General features: G+C 72.8%; 15 protein-coding genes. 5 read left to right on the plus strand and 10 right to left on the minus strand.

Annotated elements, in window-relative coordinates; genetic code table 11:
* From ACFV4P_RS31780 to ACFV4P_RS31805, 6 genes are all read right to left on the minus strand, one after another.
* On the minus strand, positions 1-949 hold a 949-nt coding region (locus ACFV4P_RS31780), incomplete at its 3' end, for an ArnT family glycosyltransferase (protein ID WP_380476947.1).
* Between the two features lie 135 nt (positions 950-1,084).
* Positions 1,085-2,986, minus strand: coding sequence for a 1-deoxy-D-xylulose-5-phosphate synthase (gene dxs / locus ACFV4P_RS31785; RefSeq protein WP_380476949.1), 1,902 nt, complete (start codon positions 2,984-2,986; stop codon positions 1,085-1,087).
* 206 nt (positions 2,987-3,192) lie between these two features.
* On the minus strand, positions 3,193-4,449 hold the full coding sequence (locus ACFV4P_RS31790; protein ID WP_380476951.1) for a sugar ABC transporter permease: 1,257 nt from the start codon (positions 4,447-4,449) through the stop codon (positions 3,193-3,195).
* Positions 4,446-5,234, minus strand: coding sequence for an ATP-binding cassette domain-containing protein (locus tag ACFV4P_RS31795; RefSeq protein WP_380476953.1), 789 nt, complete (start codon positions 5,232-5,234; stop codon positions 4,446-4,448). The genes ACFV4P_RS31790 and ACFV4P_RS31795 overlap by 4 nt, the downstream gene beginning before the upstream one ends.
* 140 nt (positions 5,235-5,374) lie before the next feature.
* Complete coding sequence (locus tag ACFV4P_RS31800) at positions 5,375-6,469, minus strand: sugar ABC transporter substrate-binding protein (protein ID WP_073814938.1); 1,095 nt, start codon at positions 6,467-6,469, stop codon at positions 5,375-5,377.
* A gap of 179 nt (positions 6,470-6,648) precedes the next feature.
* Positions 6,649-7,818, minus strand: a complete 1,170-nt coding sequence (locus ACFV4P_RS31805; RefSeq protein ID WP_380476955.1) for an ROK family protein — start codon at positions 7,816-7,818, stop codon at positions 6,649-6,651.
* 160 nt (positions 7,819-7,978) lie between these two features.
* On the opposite strand from ACFV4P_RS31805, the gene pepN reads away from it, so the two are divergent.
* Positions 7,979-10,543, plus strand: a complete 2,565-nt coding sequence (gene pepN / locus ACFV4P_RS31810) for an aminopeptidase N (protein WP_380476957.1) — start codon at positions 7,979-7,981, stop codon at positions 10,541-10,543.
* A 123-nt stretch (positions 10,544-10,666) separates the two neighbouring features.
* On the opposite strand, the gene ACFV4P_RS31815 is transcribed toward pepN, so the two are convergent.
* Together ACFV4P_RS31815 and ACFV4P_RS31820 are read right to left on the minus strand one after the other, a co-directional pair.
* On the minus strand, positions 10,667-12,202 hold the full coding sequence (locus tag ACFV4P_RS31815) for a sensor histidine kinase (RefSeq protein WP_380476959.1): 1,536 nt from the start codon (positions 12,200-12,202) through the stop codon (positions 10,667-10,669).
* Positions 12,199-12,903, minus strand: a complete 705-nt coding sequence (locus tag ACFV4P_RS31820) for a response regulator transcription factor (RefSeq protein WP_380476961.1) — start codon at positions 12,901-12,903, stop codon at positions 12,199-12,201. The genes ACFV4P_RS31815 and ACFV4P_RS31820 overlap by 4 nt, the downstream gene beginning before the upstream one ends.
* A gap of 178 nt (positions 12,904-13,081) precedes the next feature.
* Here ACFV4P_RS31820 and ACFV4P_RS31825 point away from each other — a divergent pair, with 178 nt between their 5' ends.
* The 4 genes from ACFV4P_RS31825 to ACFV4P_RS31840 are packed head-to-tail and all read left to right on the plus strand — an operon-like array spanning position 13,082 to position 16,357.
* The gene (locus ACFV4P_RS31825) at positions 13,082-14,440 is read left to right on the plus strand and encodes a ferric reductase-like transmembrane domain-containing protein (RefSeq protein WP_380476963.1); all 1,359 of its coding nucleotides are present in this window, start codon (positions 13,082-13,084) and stop codon (positions 14,438-14,440) included.
* A gap of 14 nt (positions 14,441-14,454) precedes the next feature.
* Entirely contained in the window at positions 14,455-14,898 is a 444-nt protein-coding gene (locus ACFV4P_RS31830; protein ID WP_380476965.1) for an FMN-binding protein, read from the plus strand.
* A 23-nt stretch (positions 14,899-14,921) separates the two neighbouring features.
* A complete protein-coding gene (locus tag ACFV4P_RS31835) occupies positions 14,922-15,608 on the plus strand; it encodes an FAD:protein FMN transferase (protein ID WP_380477033.1) in 687 nt (228 codons plus the stop codon).
* Between the two features lie 44 nt (positions 15,609-15,652).
* Entirely contained in the window at positions 15,653-16,357 is a 705-nt protein-coding gene (locus tag ACFV4P_RS31840; RefSeq protein ID WP_380476967.1) for an alpha/beta hydrolase, read from the plus strand.
* A gap of 82 nt (positions 16,358-16,439) precedes the next feature.
* Here ACFV4P_RS31840 and psbW read toward each other — a convergent pair whose 3' ends face one another.
* Together psbW and malQ are read right to left on the minus strand one after the other, a co-directional pair.
* Positions 16,440-16,658, minus strand: a complete 219-nt coding sequence (gene psbW / locus ACFV4P_RS31845) for a photosystem II reaction center protein PsbW (protein WP_073814952.1) — start codon at positions 16,656-16,658, stop codon at positions 16,440-16,442.
* Positions 16,659-16,679: 21 nt separating this feature from the next.
* Positions 16,680-18,818, minus strand: coding sequence for a 4-alpha-glucanotransferase (gene malQ, locus ACFV4P_RS31850; protein ID WP_380476970.1), 2,139 nt, complete (start codon positions 18,816-18,818; stop codon positions 16,680-16,682).
* Between the last annotated feature and the right edge of the window lie 16 nt (positions 18,819-18,834).

The raw sequence follows: 18,834 nt of genomic DNA on the forward strand, positions 1-18,834 counted from the left end.
CCACCGAGGAGGCGAGCCACATCCACAGGTCGACGGTGGAGCCGTGCTCGGGCCCGCGGGCGGGGACGGGTCGTCGGCGGTGGCGCAGCCACAGGCGGTGGGCGAAGGGCAGCAGGAAGGCCAGTCCGGCGCTCATCAGGATGGCGGAGTTGCCGAGTGCCCGGCCGATCATCTGGGGCCAGTTGGATCCGAGGCCGGCGTAGTCGCCGGAGCCGGTGACGACCCAGAACAGGAAGCCCTTGGGTTTGGTGAGGATGACGGCGACCAGCGCTATCGGCAGCGCGAACCCGAAGCCGATCTTGGCGAGCGCGGGGGGCCAGCGGACGCCGCGGCGGCGGGTGTCCTGGAGCAGCATCCACAGCACGGGGAGCATGACGGCGCCGCCGGTCTGCTTGGTGAGCGAGCAGAGCGCGACCGCGATGCCGGCGGCCAGCCAGCGGCGGCGTTCGGCGTAGCGGAAGGCGGCGACCATGGCGGGCAGCATGAAGACTTCGAAGGTCGCGGCCTGGGTGTCCTCGGGCGAGAGCCCGATGGAGACCAGCAGGTAGAGGACGCCGGCGCAGCGCCCGGCCCGGTCGCCCCAGCGGCCGCGGGCGAGCGAGGCGAGCAGGATCGCGGTGGCCAGGTGGGCGACGATCGCGAGGGTGCGCAGCGGCCAGAGCGAGGCGGAGCCGAAGAGCGCGAAGCAGGCTTCGTACAGCCAGGGCAGCAGCGGGGGTTTGCGGTCGACGACGGTGTCGTAGAGGACGCCGCCGTCGGCGAGCATCCGGGCCTGGGTGGCGAGGTAGCCCTCGTCGGGGCTCCACACCGGCCGCAGGAAGGACGGCAGGTGGGTGAGGGTGGCCAGCACGGCGAGCAGCGGGACCAGTCTGGTCCAGTACCCGGTGCGGAGGCGCTCTGGGAGGCGCTCGGCGAGGGTACGTCGCGGGCTCGTGAGGGTCTGGGACACGGATGACAACCTACCGGGCGTGGACGGGCGTAGTCAGTGCCAGTCCACTAATGAGTGTGACGGTCCGACAATAAGCGCACCGTCACAGGGCCGAAAGGCGGTCCCGTGACGGTGCGCGAGGGTGATTCCGGGTGGTCAGCTCCGCGCGAAGGAGCGGGTGCTGACCAGGGTCTCGATCTTCTTGGCGAGGGCGGGGGCGGTGAGCCCGATCTCCTCCAGGATCTCGCCGCGCGAGGCGTGGTCGAGGAATTCCTGCGGGATGCCGAAGTCGCGCAGCGGCACGTCGACGTCGGCGTCGCGCAGCGCCTGGGCGATCGCGGAGCCGACGCCGCCGGCCCGACCGTTGTCCTCGACGGTGACGACCAGGCGGTGCTGGGCGGCGAGGCCCGGCAGCGCGGCGTCGACCGGCTTGACCCAGCGCGGGTCGACGACGGTGCTGGTGATGCCCTGCTCGGCCAGGAGCTCGGCGACCTCCAGGCAGGTCGGGGCCATCGCGCCGACCGAGACGATGAGCACATCGGCGGCCTCGTCGGCGGAGCCGGCCTCGGAACGGCGCAGCACGTCCATGCCGCCGACGGTGCCGACGGCGGGCACGGCGGGGCCGACGTTGCCCTTGGAGTAGCGGACCACGGTGGGGGCGTCGGCGACCTCGACGGCCTCGCGCAGCTGCAGGCGGACCTGCTCGGCGTCGCGCGGGGCGGCGAGCCGCAGGCCGGGGACGACCTGGAGGATCGACATGTCCCACATGCCGTTGTGGGAGGCGCCGTCGGTGCCGGTGACGCCGGCCCGGTCGAGCACGAAGGTGACGCCGAGCCTGTGCAGGGCGACGTCCATCAGGACCTGGTCGAAGGCGCGGTTCAGGAACGTCGCGTAGACGGCGACCACCGGGTGCAGGCCGTTGGTGGCCAGGCCGGCGGCGCAGACGGCGGCGTGCTGCTCGGCGATGCCGACGTCGAAGATCCGGTCCGGGTAGGCCTTGGCGAACGGGGCCAGGCCGACCGGGTGCAGCATGGCGGCGGTGATGGCGACGATGTCGCGGCGCTCGCGGCCGAGCGCGACCATCTCCTCGCCGAACACCGACGTCCAGTCCTTGCCGGAGGTCTTGACCGGCAGGCCGGTGTCGGGGTGGATCACGCCGACCGCGTGGAAGCGGTCCTCGTCGTTGTTCTCGGCGGCGTGGTAGCCGCGGCCCTTCTCCGTGATGCAGTGCACGATGACCGGGCCGCCGAAGTTGCGGGCCTTGGTGAACGCGGACTCCAGCGCCTGGAGGTCGTGGCCGTCGATCGGGCCGAGGTACTTCAGGCCGAGGTCCTCGAACATGCCCTGCGGGGCGATGAAGTCCTTCAGGCCCTTCTTGGCGCCGTGCAGGGTGTCGAACATCGCCTGGCCGACCACGGGGGTGCGCTGCAGCGCGTCCTTGCCCCAGGACAGGAAGCGCTCGTAGCCCTGGGTGGTGCGCAGGGTGGCGAGGTGGTTGGCGAGGCCGCCGATGGTCGGCGAGTAGGACCGCTCGTTGTCGTTGACGACGATGACGATCGGCAGGTCCTGGCTGTCGGCGATGTTGTTCAGCGCCTCCCAGGCCATGCCGCCGGTGAGCGCGCCGTCGCCGATCACGGCGACCACGGGGCGGTCCTTGTGGCCCTGGATCTTGTTGGCCTTGGCGAGGCCGTCGGCGTAGCCGAGGACGGTCGAGGCATGCGAGTTCTCGATCACGTCGTGCTCGGACTCGGCGCGCGAGGGGTAGCCGGACAGGCCGCCCTTCATCTTCAGCCGGGAGAAGTCCTGGCGGCCGGTCAGCAGCTTGTGGACGTAGCTCTGGTGGCCGGTGTCGAACAGGATCCGGTCGCGCGGGGAGTCGAAGACCCGGTGCATGGCGAGGGTCAGTTCGACCACGCCGAGGTTGGGTCCGAGGTGGCCGCCGGTCTTGGAGACCTCCTCCACCAGGAAGGCGCGGATCTCCTCGGCGAGCTCCGCGAGCTGCGCGGCCGTGAGTCGATCGAGATCGCGCGGTCCCCGAATGCGGGTCAGCAGGGCCACCCGTTCCTCCTCGTCCAAGTTCTCGCGCCCGCATGGGCCCGGAGGGCGTACGCCCCGCTTGAGTCTAATGTCCATTACCCGGCAGCAGTGCGGCGGGCAACCCCGTCGCCCGTTCGGGTGGCGGGGGCGGAAAAGCACCGAACCGCGCGACCGGCCCCGCTATGGCGGGGAGGTGTGCCGGTCGCGCGGTTGCGGGTGGTGCCGGGTCAGCCGCGTCCGTTGGACTTCTGGGTGCGGCGGGAGACCGAGTCCAGGACCACGGCGGCGAGCAGCACCGCGCCGGTGATCATGTACTGGATGGCCTGCTGGGCGTGGACCATGTCCAGACCGGTGGTGATGGACTGGATGACCAGGATGCCGAGCAGCGCGGACCAGGTCTTGCCCCGGCCGCCGAACAGGCTGGTGCCGCCGATGACGGCCGCCGCGATGGCGTTCATTAGCATGTTGGCGCCGCCGAGGCCCTTGTCCGCCGAACCCTGCTGGGAGGCGATGAACAGGCCGCCGAAGCCGGCCAGGCCGGCCGAGATCATGTACACCGAGGTGCGCACCCAGGCGACGTTGATGCCGGCCCGGCGGGCCGCCTCGATGCCGCCGCCGACCGCGAAGATCTGCCGGCCGTAGGTGGTGCGGCGGAGCACGAAGTCACCCAGCGCGACGATGCCGACGAACAGCACCAGCGGCAGCGGCAGGCCGCGGTCCTGGTTGAGCACGTAGGCGACCAGCAGCACGACCACGGCGAGCGCGCCGGTGCGCAGCGCGATCTCGGCGATCGGGCGGGCCGGCAGGCCGGCGGCCACCCGGCGGCGGGCCTCCAGCAGCTGGCCGGCGCCGAACAGCACGATGGTGAGGATCGCGAACAGCCAGGCCCAGATGATGTCGCCGTCGCCCAGGAAGTAGGTGTCCAGGTTGGCGATGACGCCGTCGTTGAGGTTGTTGACGGTGCCGAGGCTGCCGATGACCAGGTACTGCAGGCCGCTCCAGGCGAGCATGCCGGCCAGCGTGACCAGCAGCGCGGGCACGCCGATCTTCGAGAAGAAGAAGCCGTGCAGGGCGCCCAGGGCGACCGCGGCCGCGATGCCGATCAGCACCGCCAGCCACTCGTTGACGCCCTGGCGGACCGCGAGCACCGAGGAGATCGCGGCGCTGGCGCCGGCCACCGAGCCGAGCGAGAGGTCGATCTCGCCGAGCAGCAGCACGAAGACCACGCCGGTGGCGATCAGGCCGGGGCCGGCGATCCACTTGGTGATGTTGGTGAGGTTGTCGGCGTTGAGGAAGGAGCCGGTCTTCCACTGGAAGATGGCGGCGATGATGATCAGGCCGATCACGACCGGCAGCGAGCCGAGCTCGCCGCTGCGGACCTTGCGGCCGAACTCCTCGAAGTAGCCGGCCAGGCCCTCCTTGCGGACCAGCAGGCGCGGGTCGACGGCGGGCGGGGTGGGCGTGGTGGGGGTTTCGGTGCTCACTTGGCGTCCTCCGCGATACGGGCCTGACGACGGGTCACCGCGTTGTCGGTGGCGCCGGTGATGGCGGAGATGATCTCCTCGTGCGAGGTGGTGGCCACCTCGAAGCTGCCGTTGTTGCGGCCCAGGCGGAGCACCGCGACGGTGTCCGCGACGGCCTTGACGTCGGCCATGTTGTGGCTGATCAGGATCACGCCGAGGCCGCGCTCGCGCAGCCGCTCGACCAGGTCGAGGACCTGGGCGGTCTGCTCGACGCCGAGGGCGGCGGTGGGCTCGTCCAGGATGACGATCTTCGGGTCGCCGACCAGGGCGCGGGCGATCGCGACCACCTGGCGCTGGCCGCCGGACAGGCCGGCGATCGGGATCCGGACGCTCGGGATGCGGATCGACAGGGTGTCGAGGAGTTCGCGGGCGCGCTTCTCCATGGCGACCTCGTCCAGGGTGCCGAAGCGCTTGAGCTCGCGGCCGAGGAACAGGTTGCCGACCACGTCGAGGTTGTCGCAGAGCGCGAGGTCCTGGTAGACGGTGGCGATGCCGAGCGTCTGGGCGTCGTGCGGGCGGCCGATGGAGACCGGCTTGCCCTCCCACTCGATGACGCCCTCGTCGATCGGGTGGACGCCCGCGATGGTCTTGACCAGGGTGGACTTTCCGGCGCCGTTGTCGCCGACCAGGGCGACGACCTCGCCCGCATGGACCTCCAGCTGCACGTCGGTGAGTGCCTGGACGGCGCCGAAGCGCTTGGAGACCCCGCGCAACGCCAGTACGGGTGCGCCTGTCACGTGAACCATCTCCTTGAGTTCCGTGTCGGACCTGACGTTTCCGACACGGGCGACCCGCGCGCCGGTCCGGACGCGCGGGGTGGGACTGCGGGAACAAAAGGGGCCGGCGGGGGCTTCCGGGTGGTCAGGAAGCCCCCGCCGGACGGGAATTACTGCAGGCCGGCCGCGGTGCAGGCGGCGGCGAAGTCGGCGGTGCAGATGTCCGAGACCTTGTACAGGCTGTCGGCGATCACGGTGTCCTTGATGTTCGCCTTGGTGACGACCTTGGGCTCCAGCAGGGTGGCCGGGATGCCCTTGTCGGTGTCGCTGTCGACGGTCGCGGTGGCGACGCCCTTGATGTCCTTGCCCTGGAGCAGGTTGACCGCGAGCTCGGCGGCGCCCTCCGCCAGCGGCTTGTAGGCCTTGTAGATGGTGTAGGCCTGGTCGCCGGAGACCAGGCGCTGGATCGCGTCCAGGCCCGCGTCCTGGCCGCCGACCGGGACGTTGATGCCCTGGGCCTTCAGCTGGGTGATGATCGCGCCGGCCATGCCGTCGTTGGCCGAGTAGACGGCCTGGAAGCCGTCCTTGCCGAGCGAGGAGATGGCGGCGCCGATCTTCTGGCCCGCGACGGTGGGCTTCCACTCGCCGCTCTGCTCGTAGACGACCTTCTTGACCTTGCCGTCCAGCGCCTTGTGCGCACCGGACTTGAACTTGCCGGCGTTCGGGTCGGCGTCGTCACCGTTGATCATCACGATGTTGGCGTCGGCGGCCTTGGCGCCGAGGGCCTCGACCAGGGCCTGGCCCTGGAGCTCGCCGACCTTCTCGTTGTCGAAGGAGACGTAGGCGGAGACCGGGCCGGTGGCCAGGCGGTCGTACGCGATGACCTTGACGCCCTTGTCGGCGGCCTCCTTCACCCAGGACTGGGTCGACTTGGCGTCGAACGCGTCCAGGATGATCACCTTGACGCCCTGGGCGATCAGGGTGTCGAACTGCTGCTTCTGCTTGGAGGCAGAACCCTCGGCGTTGCTGTACTCGACCTTGCAGTCGGAGCAGAGCGCGTTGACCTTCGCCTCGATGAACGGCTTGTCGAAGGACTCGTAACGGGTCGAGGACGCGTTCTCCGGCAGCAGCAGGCCGATCGACTTGTTGTTGCCCGAGGCCGCGCCGTCCTTCTTGTCACTGCCGGCCTTGCCGCAGGCGGCCATGGTCAGAGCCATCGAGACGGCGGCGGTGCCGACGACAACGCGACGCATCATTGCGTTCATGGTGAGGGGTGCCTCCCTGACAGAGCCGCAACGTTGCGGCGAGGTGGGCAGGAGTCAACCCCGTCACCGAGCTTGTCGTCAATAAGTAAAGCATCAGGCCTCGGGATTCAGACCCTTTCGTTATCTTCCTGAAGGCTGACCCGATACCGGACGGTCACTTCCGCGCCCCACGGGGCCGCTCAGAGCCCGCCCGTCTCCCCCATCTCGCTCATCACCAGGGCCAGTGCGCCGAGCACCTCGGCCCGGCCGCCGAGCGTTCCCGGGACCACCGACAGCTGGCGCGCGGCACTGGGGATCGCGTACCGGGCCACCGAGTCCCGGATCGGGGAAAGCACCAGCTCACCGGCCTCGGCCAGGTCTCCGCCCAGGATCACCCGGCGGGGGTTGAGCAGATTGCACAGGGTGGCCACGCCCATGCCGATCTGGCGGCCCGCGTCGGCGATCACCCGGCGGCAGCCCAGGTCGCCCTGCTGGGCCAGCTGCACCACCTTTCCGAGGGTCAGTTCGCCCGGGTGGTTGGCGTTCAAGAGGTTGAGCAGGTAGCGGGAGCCGACGAAGGTCTCCAGGCAGCCGCGGTTGCCGCAGCGGCACACCGGGCCCGCCTCGTCGAGCGTGATGTGGCCGATCTCACCGGCGGTGCCGCCCGGGCCGCGGTAGATCTGGCCGTTGATCACCAGACCGGCGCCGACGCCGCTGGCCACCTTGATGTACGCCAGCTCGCCCAGGCCCCGGCCGGCGCCCCACACCAGCTCGCCCAGCGCGCCCAGGTTGGCGTCGTTGTCCACGTGCACCGGCATGCCGAGGCGCTGCGCGAGTTCCTGACCGGGCATCACGCCCGTCCAGCCCGGCAGGATCGCCGTCGAGCCGAGCGCCCCGGTCTCCTGGTCGATCGGGCCGGGCACGCCCAGGCCCACGCCGATCACCTTGTCGCTCCGGAAGCCTGCCTGCTCCAGCAGCCGCGCCACCATCCGCTCGGCCAGGTCGAAGCCCTGCTGCGCGGAGACGTCCACGTCCAGCGGCTCGCTCTCCTCGGCCAGCACCCGGTGGGCCAGGTTGCCGACCGCCACCCGCAGGTGGGTGTGGCCGAAGTCCACGCCCACCACGATCCCGGCGTCCCCGCTGAGCGAGACGCTGCGCGCCCGGCGCCCGCCCGATGAGGTGTCGGCGACCACCACGGTGCCGGACTCCTTGAGCTCCCGGACGATGTTGGACACCGTCGCGGCCGACAGACCCGTGCCCCGGGCGATCTCGGCCTGGGTCAGCGATCCGGCCATCCGCACCGCCCGCAGCACCCGTTCGAGATTCGCCCGGTGCAGCGAGGACTGCGATCCCGGTGTGTCCGTCGACATGTTCGACCCTCCAGGGCGCGCTTGAATTCGTTCAGCGTTCAGCTTCAACTTCTGAACCCTATGCTCCGGTACCTGTCGGAGGGGCAGTCAAGTACGAACACGGATCGTTACGCACGTGGGAGGATGCCCGGTAACCAAGCTCTGACGAAGGAGTCCTAGCGTGCCTGGCACCAACTTGACCCGTGAGGAGGCCCGCACCCGGGCCGCGCTCCTGCATGTGGAGGCGTACGACATCGAGCTCGACCTGAGCTCGGCGCGCGAGGGCGGCACGTTCCGGTCCACCACCGTGGTCCGGTTCACGGCCGCCGAGCCCGGCGCTTCCACCTTCATCGACCTGGTCGCCCCCGCGGTCACCGAGATCGTCCTCAACGGCAGCCCGCTGCCGCTGGAGAACTTCGCCGACAGCCGCATCGCGCTGCCCGACCTGGCCGCCGACAACGAGCTGCGCGTCGTCGCCGACTGCGCCTACACCAACACCGGCGAGGGCCTGCACCGCTTCGTCGACCCGGCCGACGGCGAGACCTACCTCTACACCCAGTTCGAGGTTCCGGACGCCCGCCGGGTGTTCGCCAACTTCGAGCAGCCCGACCTGAAGGCCGCCTTCGCCTTCACCGTCACCGCCCCGGCCGGCTGGGTCGTCATCTCCAACTCGCCTACCCCCGAGCCCACCGGCGACGGCGACACCCGGGTGTGGACCTTCGAGCCCACCCCGCGGATGTCCACCTACATCACCGCGCTGGTGGCCGGCCCCTACGTCGGCGTCTTCGACAGCTACCGGAACGGCGCGCAGAACGTGCCGCTGGGCGTCTACTGCCGCCCCTCGCTGCGCGAGTTCCTCGACGCCGACGCCATCTTCGCCGTCACCAAGCAGGGCTTCGACTACTTCCAGGACAAGTTCGACTTCGCCTACCCGTTCGCGAAGTACGACCAGCTGTTCGTCCCGGAGTTCAACGCCGGCGCGATGGAGAACGCGGGCGCCGTCACCCTGCGCGACCAGTACGTGTTCCGCTCCAAGGTCACCGACGCCTCCTACGAGCTGCGCGCCGCGACCATCCTGCACGAGCTCGCCCACATGTGGTTCGGCGACCTCGTCACCATGGAGTGGTGGAACGACCTGTGGCTGAACGAGTCGTTCGCCACCTTCGCCGAGGCCGTCTGCCAGGCCGAGGCCCCCGGCTCCAAGTGGCCGCACTCCTGGACCACCTTCGCCAACCAGATGAAGACCTGGGCGTACCGGCAGGACCAGCTGCCGTCCACCCACCCGATCATGGCGGAGATCAACGACCTGGAGGACGTCCAGGTCAACTTCGACGGCATCACCTACGCCAAGGGCGCCTCGGTGCTCAAGCAGCTGGTGGCGTACGTCGGCCAGGACGCCTTCTTCCAGGGCGTGCGCGCCTACTTCAAGCGCCACGCCTGGGGCAACACCCGCCTCACCGACCTGCTCGGCGCCCTTGAGGAGGCCAGCGGCCGCGACCTGCGCACCTGGTCCAAGGCCTGGCTGGAGACCGCCGGCATCAACGTGCTGCGGCCGTCGCTGGTCGTCGACGCGAACGGCGTCATCGAGTCCTTCGCCGTCCTGCAGGAAGCCCCCGCGCTGCCCGCCGGCGCCCGCGGCGAGGCCGTGCTGCGCCCGCACCGCATCGCCATCGGCCTGTACGAGCTGGTCGACGGCGACCTGGTCCGCACCGACCGGATCGAACTCGACGTGGACGGCGGGCGCACCGAGGTCCCGCAGCTGACCGGCCGGCAGCGGCCCGCCGTGCTGCTGCTCAACGACGACGACCTGTCCTACGCGAAGGTCCGCCTCGACGCCGACTCGCTGGCCGCCGTCACCGAGCACCTCGGCGACTTCACCGACTCGCTGCCGCGCGCCCTGTGCTGGGCCTCCGCCTGGGACATGACCCGCGACGGCGAACTCGCCACCCGCGACTACCTGTCGCTGGCGCTGTCCGGCCTGCGCCGCGAGAGCGACATCGGCGTGGTCCAGTCCGTGCACCGCCAGGTCAAGCTCTCCCTGGAGCTGTACGCCGACCCGGCGTGGCGCGAGACCGGCCTGCAGCGTTGGGCGGCCGCCGCCGAGACGGCGCTGCGCGAGGCCCCCGCCGGCAGCGACCACCAGCTCGCCTGGGCCCGCGCGCTCGCCGCCTCCGCCCGGACGGACGGTCAGCTCGCGCTGCTGGCCGCCCTGCTGGACGGCACGGAGAGCATCGAAGGCCTGGCCGTCGACACCGAGCTGCGCTGGACCCTGCTCGGCCGACTGGTCGCCACCGGCCGCGCCGACGAGGCCGCGATCGAGGCGGAGCTCGCCCGCGACAACACCTCCTCCGGCCAGGAGCACGCCGCCTCCTGCCGCGCCTCCCGCCCGACCGCCGAGGCCAAGGCCGAGGCGTGGACGTCCGTGGTGGACTCCGACACCCTCACCAACTACGTCCAGGAGGCCGTCATCGCCGGCTTCCAGCAGCCCGACCAGCGGGACCTGCTCGCGGCGTACACCGAGAAGTACTTCGCCTCGGTGAAGCACGTGTGGGAGACCCGCAGCCACGAGATCTCGCAGCAGATCATCGGCGGCCTGTACCCCGCGTACGCGGTCTCGCAGGCCACCCTGGACGCCACCGACGCGTGGCTCGCCGACGCCGAGCCGGCGCCGTCGCTGCGCCGCCAGGTCGTCGAGGCGCGGGCGGGCGTGGAGCGGGCGCTGAAGGCCCAGTCCGCGGATCGCTGACGCGAGGTCTGAGCGGGGGCCCGGGGGACTTGTTCTCCCGGGCCCCTGGCGTTTTCGGGTGTGCAGGGCCGGGGGCTGCGCGGCAAGCGCCGGCCGGTCCGTCAGGTCGCGAGCACGTGCAGGTCATTGCCCTGGGTCGCGATCTTGCAGGTGGGTGCGTTCCCCTTCGCGCAGTTCCTCGCGCCCCTGGTGGTGCGCGGGGAGGGTAGCGCGGAAGACCGTCGCGGCGGGGGTGCTGTGGGCGGTGGCGGTGCCGCCGTGGGCCTGGACGACGGCTTGGACGATGGCGAGGCCGAGGCCGGTGGAGCCGGTGCGGCGGGAGCGGGTGGGGTCGCCGCGGACGAAGCGTTCGAAGACGTGGGGCAGCAGGTCGGGCGGGATGCCGGGCCCGTTGTCGGTGACGGTGAGTCGGGTTCCGGTGGCGTCGGTGGCGAGGCGGAGGGTGACTTCGGTGCCGTCGGGCGTGTGGGTGCGGGCGTTGGCGAGCAGGTTGGCCACCACCTGGGTGAGCCGGTGCGGGTCGCCGGGGACGGTGACGGGCTCGGCGGGCAGTTCGAGCCGCCAGCGGTGCAGAGGGGCGGCGGCGCGGGCGTCGGCCGCGCAATCGAGGGTGATCCGGGTCAGGTCGACGTCCTCGACGGCCAGTGGGCGGCCCGCGTCGAGGCGGGCGAGCAGCAGCAGGTCCTCGACGACGGTGCCCATCCGCTGTGATTCGGCGGTGATCCGTTCCAGCGAGTGCCGGACGGGTTCGGGCACCGGCCCGGGGTGCCGCAGGGCGAGTTCGGCGTGGCCGCGGACGGCGGCGACCGGGTTGCGCAGTTCGTGGCCGGCGTCGGCGGCGAACGCGCGCAGGCGTTCCTCGACGTCCTGGCGGCGGGTCAGCGCGTCGCCGATGTGGCCGAGCATCCGGTTGAGCGCGGCGCCGACCCGGCCGACCTCGGTGCCGGGGTCGTCGTCCGGGACGCGTTCGCCGAGGTCGACCGCGCCGCTGGCCAGCGGCAGCGCGGAGACCCGTTCGGCGGTGGCGACCACCCGTTCCAGCGGGCGCAGCGCGAGCCGGACGCCGAGCGTGCCGGCGGCTGCGGCGACGGCCAACGCGGCGGCGAACACCACGAGTTCGATGAGCAGCAGGCGTTGGACGGTCTCGTCGACGGGGTGCAGGGGCAGGCCGGTGATCAGCACGTCCCCGTCGTGGCCGACGACGGCGGCGGTCCGGTAGTCGCCGAGCGCGGACAGCGTGATGTCGTGCGGCCGGCCGGTCGGCGGGAGGGCGCGCAGGGTGCGCACGTCGGCGTCGCTGAGCGGGACGGCGGCGTCGCCGGCCCCGCCGCCGACGATCGGCACGGGGTCGTCGTCGCCGGGCGGGATGCCGCCGACCACGGCGGCGTGGGTGACGGTGCCGTTCAGCAGTCGGGCGCCGAAGGTGCCGGGCGACTGGGCGCGGGTGTCGTGACCGTTCTGGTCGGGGTGTTCGAGGCTGGTGGCGTAGCGCCCGCCGGACGCGCTCAGCTGCTGGTCGAGCCGGTCGACCAGGAAGTGCCGCAGGGCCGCCCCGGTGGCGACCGCGACGCCGCCGCAGATCACGGCGATCAGCACGAGCACGCCCACCACCAGCCGGGCCCGGAGGGTGCGGGGCATCAGCCGCCCGGCGGCCGTCATCCGGTGGGGGCCTTGAGGACGTAGCCGGCGCCGCGGACGGTGTGGATCATGGGAGTGCGGCCGACGTCGATCTTGCGGCGGAGGTAGCTGATGTAGAGCTCCACGACGTGGGCCTGGCCGCCGAAGTCGTAGGACCAGACGGCGTCCAGGATCTGGGCCTTGCTGAGGACTCGGCGGGGGTGCTCCATCAGGTAGCGGAGCAGGGCGAATTCGGTGGGGCTGAGGTCGATGTTCTCGCCGCCGCGGCTGGTTTCGCGGGCGGTCGGGTCGAGGTGGAGGTCGCCGACGGTGAGGGTGTCGGGGGTGGCGGGGCCGGCCGGGGCGGTGCGGCGGAGCAGGCCGCGGAGCCGGACGACGACCTCTTCGAGGCTGAACGGTTTGGTGACGTAGTCGTCGCCGCCGGCGGAGATGCCGGCGATGCGGTCCTCGACGGCGTCGCGGGCGGTCAGGAAGAGCACCCGGACCTCGGGGTCGGTGCGGTGGACGCGGCGCAGGACTTCGAGGCCGTCGAAGTCGGGGAGCATGACGTCGAGCACGATGGCGTGCGGGTGCCAGGCGGCGGCGGTGGTGACGGCGTCGAGGCCGCCGGTGACGCCGCGGGCCTGCCAGCCTTCGTAGCGCAGGGCGCCGCAGATCACCTCGACCAGGTCGGGTTCGTCGTCGACCACCAGGACCCGCCAGGGGGTGTCCGCGTGCTGCATGGGCCCATTCTTGCGCTCCGGCATGAGAAAGCGGTGAGATCGTCCGACCGCAGCGGAGCGGGTGTCACCGCTGTGACCTGCGTGAACGCTGTCGGTGAGGTCCGGGGGGCGGCGTCCTTTCATAGGGAACTGAGAGCTTCCGGTGCCACGGTGGCGGAGCACCGCCGAAGGAGGGCCGTTGACCGCACTGACCACCCCGGGCCGGGCCGCCCGCCGCACCGCCCCGCGCCGGGGCCTCCCGCCGGACGCCGTCCGCCGCGGCGCGCTCGCCGTGATCGTGCTCGGCGCGCTCGGGGTGCTGGCCCTGTGGTGGGCCGACACCCCGCGGGTCGCCGGCGCCGCGGACTGGCTCACCGGCGCGGGCAGGATCACCGGCCTGCTGGCCGGCTACGCCGCGCCCGTCCTGCTGCTGCTGATGGCGCGGATCCCGTTGCTCGAACGGGAGGTCGGCGCGGACCGGACGGCGCGCTGGCACGCGTTCGGCGGCCGCTACCTGGTGTCGCTGGTCACCGTGCATGTGCTGACGGTGATCTGGGGCTGTGCGCTGACCAGCGGTCAGGGCCTGTGGAACCAGGGCGTGGAGATCGTCTTTCACTTCCCCGACATGCTGAAGGCGTCCGCCGGGACCTTGCTGCTGCTCGGCACCGGCGCGGTCTCCGCCCGGGCCGCCCGCCGCCGGTTGAGCTACGAGGCCTGGTACTACCTGCACCTGGCCGGCTACCTGGCCGTCGCCCTCGGCTTCGGCCATCAGCTGACCACCGGCGCGGACCTGGCGGACGGGCCCGCGAAGGCTGCCTGGTCCCTGCTGTACGTCGGCACCGCCGCCGTCCTCGGCTGGTACCGGCTGCTGCGGCCGTTCCTGCGCGACCGCCGGCACCGGCTGCGGGTCGCCGAGGTCCGGCCCGAGGGCGCGGGCGTGGTGTCGGTCTTCCTGACCGGCCGGCGCCTGGACGAACTGCGGGCCGAGCCGGGCCAGTTCTTCCGTCTTCAGTTCCTCGCGCCGCAGCTGCGCTGGGCCGCCAACCCGTACTCGCTGTCCGCTCCCCCGCACCCGCACTTCCTGCGGTTCACCGTCAAGGGCCTGGGCGCGCACAGCGCCGCCGTCGCCGCGCTCCGGCCCGGCACGGCCGTCCGCGCGGAGGGACCGTACGGGGCGTTCACCGCGCGCCGCCGCCACGGCGGGCCGGTGCTGCTGCTCGGCGCGGGCGTCGGCGTCACCCCGTTGCGCGCGCTGTTCGAGACGCTGCCCGGGCCGGTGACGCTGGTGCAGCGGGCCCGGCTCGACCAGGACGTGCTGTTCCGGCACGAGTTGGCGGCGGTCGCGGCCGGCGGCCGGGGCCGGCGCGTGCACGAGCTGCTCGGCAGCCGCGAGCAGGTCGGCGACCTCGGCGCGGCGCTGCACCGGCTGGTGCCGGACCTCGGCCGGCACGAGGTGTTCCTGTGCGGGCCGGAGGCGTTCACCGCCGAGGCGGTCCGCGCGCTGCGCGCCGCCGGGGTGCGGCCGTCCCGCATCCACCACGAGTCCTTCGCCCTCTAGGAGCCCCCACCGCCATGCGCCGAGCCGTCATCACCGCCTCCGCGACCGCCGCCGGGGTCGTCCTGCTGCTCTCCCTGAAGCCGCACGAGCCGTCCACCACCGGCGCGATATCCACCGCCCCCGCACCCGCGCCGGCCGCCACCGGAGGGACGGCGTCGGCGGCGCCGCAGAGCGGGGGCACCCGGACGCTCACCGGCACCGCCGTCAACACCCGGTACGGGCCGGTCCAGGTGCGGGTCACCATGGACGGCGGCGCGATCAGCAGGATCGACGTCATCCAGTACCCCACCCGGGACCGCCGCGACCGGGAGATCAACACCTACGCCGTCCCGCAGCTCAACCAGGAGGCGATGGCCGCGCAGAACGCCCACATCGACGTGGTCTCCGGCGCGACCTACACCAGCGACGGCTACACCCGCTCCCTGCAGAGCGCCCTCGACCAGGCGGCGAAGCAGTGACGCTCACCCATGTCGAGCACGTGATGGGGACGGTCTTCTCCTTCTCCGTCCGCGACCCCGGCCCGCGCACCGCCGACGCCCTGGCCCGGATCGTCGCCCGCCTGCACCGGATCGACGCGGTGTTCTCGCCGTACCGCGAGGACAGCGACGTCAGCCGGCTCGGGCGCGGCGAGGTCCGGCTCGCCGGGTGCGACCCCGAGGTCGGGTGGGTGCTGGACCGCTGCGCGGAACTCGCCGCCGAGACCGACGGCTACTTCACCGCGACGCCCGGCGGACGCCTCGACCCGAGCGGATACGTCAAGGGCTGGGCCGTCGAGGAGGCCTCCCGGGCGCTGCGCGAGGCCGGCTCCGGCCGGCACTGCGTCAGCGGCGGCGGCGACGTCCAGACCGCGGGCGGCCCCTGGCGGATCGGCATCGCGGACCCGCACCGCCCCGGCGCCGTCGCCCACGTCGTCACCGGGCACGACCTCGCCGTCGCCACCTCGGGCACCGCCGAACGCGGCCCGCACATCCTCGACCCGCACACCGGCCGCCCGGCCACCGCTCTCGCCTCGCTCACCCTGCTCGGCCCCCGGCTCGCCCGCCTCGACGCCCTCGCCACCGCCGCGTTCGCCATGCCCGACCCGCTGCGCTGGCTCTCCGCCCGCGGCGTCCCCGCCCTCGCCGTCCGCCCGGACGGCGCCCGCGAGCGCACCCCGGACTTCCCCTGAGCGGGCCGGATACCGTGGGGCTCCACGAGTGAGGGGGCGCAGCAGTGATCGTCAGGTACGGGGCCGGGGGCGGACTCATCGACGTCCACCGGCCGGTGACCAGGTCGGGGCCGGTGCCCGCGGTGCTGCTCTGGCACGGCCGGGGTCCCGACGAGCGGGACGTGCTCGCGCCGGTCGCCCGCGCCGCGGCGGAGCTGGGCGTCCTCGTGCTGGTACCGGACTGGCGTCCCGACGCGCCGGACGGCGGGCGGGCGCAGCTGTGGGAGTCGGCGGTCTTCGCGCGGGAGCGGGTGGCGGACTTCGGCGGGGATCCCGGGCGGATCGTGCTCGCCGGCTGGTCGCTGGGTGGCAAGGCCGCGGTGGGTGCGGCGCTGAATCCCGCCGCGTTCGGCGGGTGGCGGCCGCACGCCGCGGTGGGGATCGCCGGCGCGTACGGGTCGGCGGCGCCGTCCACCGGCACCGTGCCGATCGACGACGTCTGCGCAGGCGGGCCGCCGGTGCCGGTGTGGCTGGTGCACGGTACGGCCGATCCGGTGGTGCCGGTCGAGCGTTCGCGCGAGTTGCGGGCGGCGTTGGCGGAGCACGGGCGGCCGGTGTCGCTCAGTGAGGTGACCGCGGATCACGCCGGTGTGGTGATGACGGAGTTCGTCCCGGAGCGGGCCCGCTGTCTGCCGACCACGGCCCGGCAGGCCGTCGAGGCGGGGACGCGGACGGCGGAGGTGCTGGCTCGCGCGGCGTTCTCCGGGTGAGCGGACAACGACGACTGCCGGGGCGGCCAACGGAATGCTGGCCGCCCCGGCAGTCGCCGTTCGGGTCCGGGGACCCGGAGGGTTACTTCTTCCGACCCGGGATCATGCAGAGGCCCGCGATCACCAGGAAGGAGACGATCGGGAGGGCGACAAACAGGCCCAGGGTCTGGCCGACGCTCAGGCCGGTGCCCGGATCGTCGCCGTCGTCGCGTACGAGCGCCATGGCGGGCGACGACATCAGCATCATCAGCGTGGCCGCCGCGGTGACCGCACCGGCGCGCATTGCGTTCCTCTTGTCCACGTTTCCCAAGGTACCGGCCCCCTACAGCGGCTCGCCCGGCGGGGTGCGCCTGTCGGCGTGTCCCGTCATCGGGGCGAGTGTCGAGGCGATGGCGGCGGCGCCCGGGGAGGCGGCGACGGCGTCGAGGGTGCGGGGGGTTCCGGTGGCGTCGGCGACGGGGAGCCGCCAGTTGGGGTACTGGTCCCAGGTGCCGGGCAGGTTCTGCGGGCGGGGGTCGCCGACGGTGTCGGGCAACCAGACGCCGACCAGTCGGGCGGGCGTGGCGAGCAGGTAGGCGTACAGCGCCTCGATGATGACGGGTACTCCGTCGGCGAGCAGGCCGAGTCGGACGAGTTCGTGCTGCCAGTCGGCGAGTTCGGCGGCGGCGGCGTGCTGTTCCTCGGCGAGCGGGCGGGCGAGCAGGCCGAGTTGGTGGCGCAGCGCGACGTGGTCGCCGGTGAGGCGGGCGGCGGTGCTGGGCAGGTCGTGGGTGGTGAGGGTGGCGAGGCAGCCGGCCCGCCAGCGGTCGGGGGGCAGGACCTCGCCGCCGGCGTTCCAGTCGCGTTCGAACCAGAGCACGGAGGTGCCGAGGACGCCGTGTTCGGCGAGGCGTTCGCGGACGCCGGGTTCGACGGTGCCGAGGTCCTCGCCGATGACGGCGGCGCCGGCCCGGTGGGCCTCCAGGGCGAGGACGGCGAGCATCGCCTCCGCGTCGTAGCGGACGTAGGTGCCCTCGGTGGGCCGGGCGCCGACCGGCACCCACCAGAGCCGGAACAGGCCCATCACGTGGTCGATCCGGATCGCGCCGGCGTGCCGGGCGGCGGAGCGCAGCAGTTCGGCGTACGGGGCGTAGCCGGCCTCGGCGAGGGCGTCGGGGCGCCAGGGCGGCAGGCCCCAGTCCTGGCCGTGGGCGTTGAACGCGTCGGGCGGGGCGCCGGTGGAGATGCCGGTGGCGAGGACGTCCTGGAGCGCCCAGGCGTCCGCGCCGTCGGGGTGGACGCCGACGGCGAGGTCGTGGATCAGGCCGAGCGGCATGCCGGCGTCGGTGGCGGCGCGCTGCGCGGCGTGCAGTTGTTCGTCGACCAGCCAGGCCTGCCAGCGGTGGAACTCGATGCGGTCCGTCAACGCGGCTTTCTCGGCGGCGACTTGGGGGTTGGCGGGGTGGCGCAGGCCCTTCGGCCAGGAGTGCCAGGCGGGGCCGTGCACCTCGGCGAGGGCGTTCCACTCCGCGTACTGCTCCAGCCATTCGCCCTCGCGGCGGACGAACGCCCGGTACGCGGCCTCCCGGCCGACGCCGCGCGGCACGGTGTGGAGGAGTTCCAGGGCCTCTTGCTTGAGCGCGCGGACGGCGTCGCGGTCGATCAGCGCGTCGTGGTCGAGCACTTCCTCGCGGAGCAGCCGGGCGCGGCGGGCGAGGTCGCGGACGTGGTCGTGGCGGGTGTATTCGGGGATCGCCTCGATCCGCAGGTGCACGGGGTCGGCGAAGCGGCGGGAGGACGGGCGGTAGGGGGACGGGTCGGAGGGTTCGCCGGGCATGCCGGCGTGCAGCGGGTTGATCTGCAGGAAGCCGGCGCCGAGTTCGGCTCCGGCCCACTGGGCGAGTTCGGCGAGGTCGGCGAGGTCGCCCATGCCCCAGGAGTGCTCGCCGAGCACCGAGTAGAGCTGCGCGAGGAAGCCCCAACTGCGGTGCGGGGGTTCGGGGATGCGCGGCGGGGCGACGATCAGCGCGGCGCGGCCGGTGCGTTCGCCGGCGGCGGCGTGCAGGGTGTGGCGACCGAGCGGGAGGTCCTCGGGCAGCCACCAGGAGTGGTCGTGCGTCAACTGCCAGGCGCCGCCGTCCTCCAGTTCGACGCGCGCCTCGGCGTCGGGGGGCAGGTCGAGGGCGGTGCGGCGGCCGTGCCAGGCGACCACGGTGGGGGGCAGCAGTCGCCGGGCCTGGTCGGCGCGGTGCCGTTCCAGTGCGTCGGCGGCGAGTTCGGGCGTGCCGGCGTCCACGCCGAGCGCGGCGAGCACGGCGCTCAGGGTGCGCGGCCCGACCTGGACGGGCCCGGCGCCGGCGTCGTAGCTGGTGTCCACCCCGTACGCGTGGGCCAGTGCGAGCAGTTCCGGTGGCGCGGCCGGATTGTCCTCCGCCGGCACCTGCTCGGTTCCCACCTGCTCGCGGTCAAGGTATGCGGCCACCCAGCGCACTCCGTCC

Source organism: Kitasatospora sp. NPDC059795 (genome assembly GCF_042732175.1).
In the GTDB taxonomy this organism is placed as follows: Bacteria; Actinomycetota; Actinomycetes; order Streptomycetales; family Streptomycetaceae; genus Kitasatospora.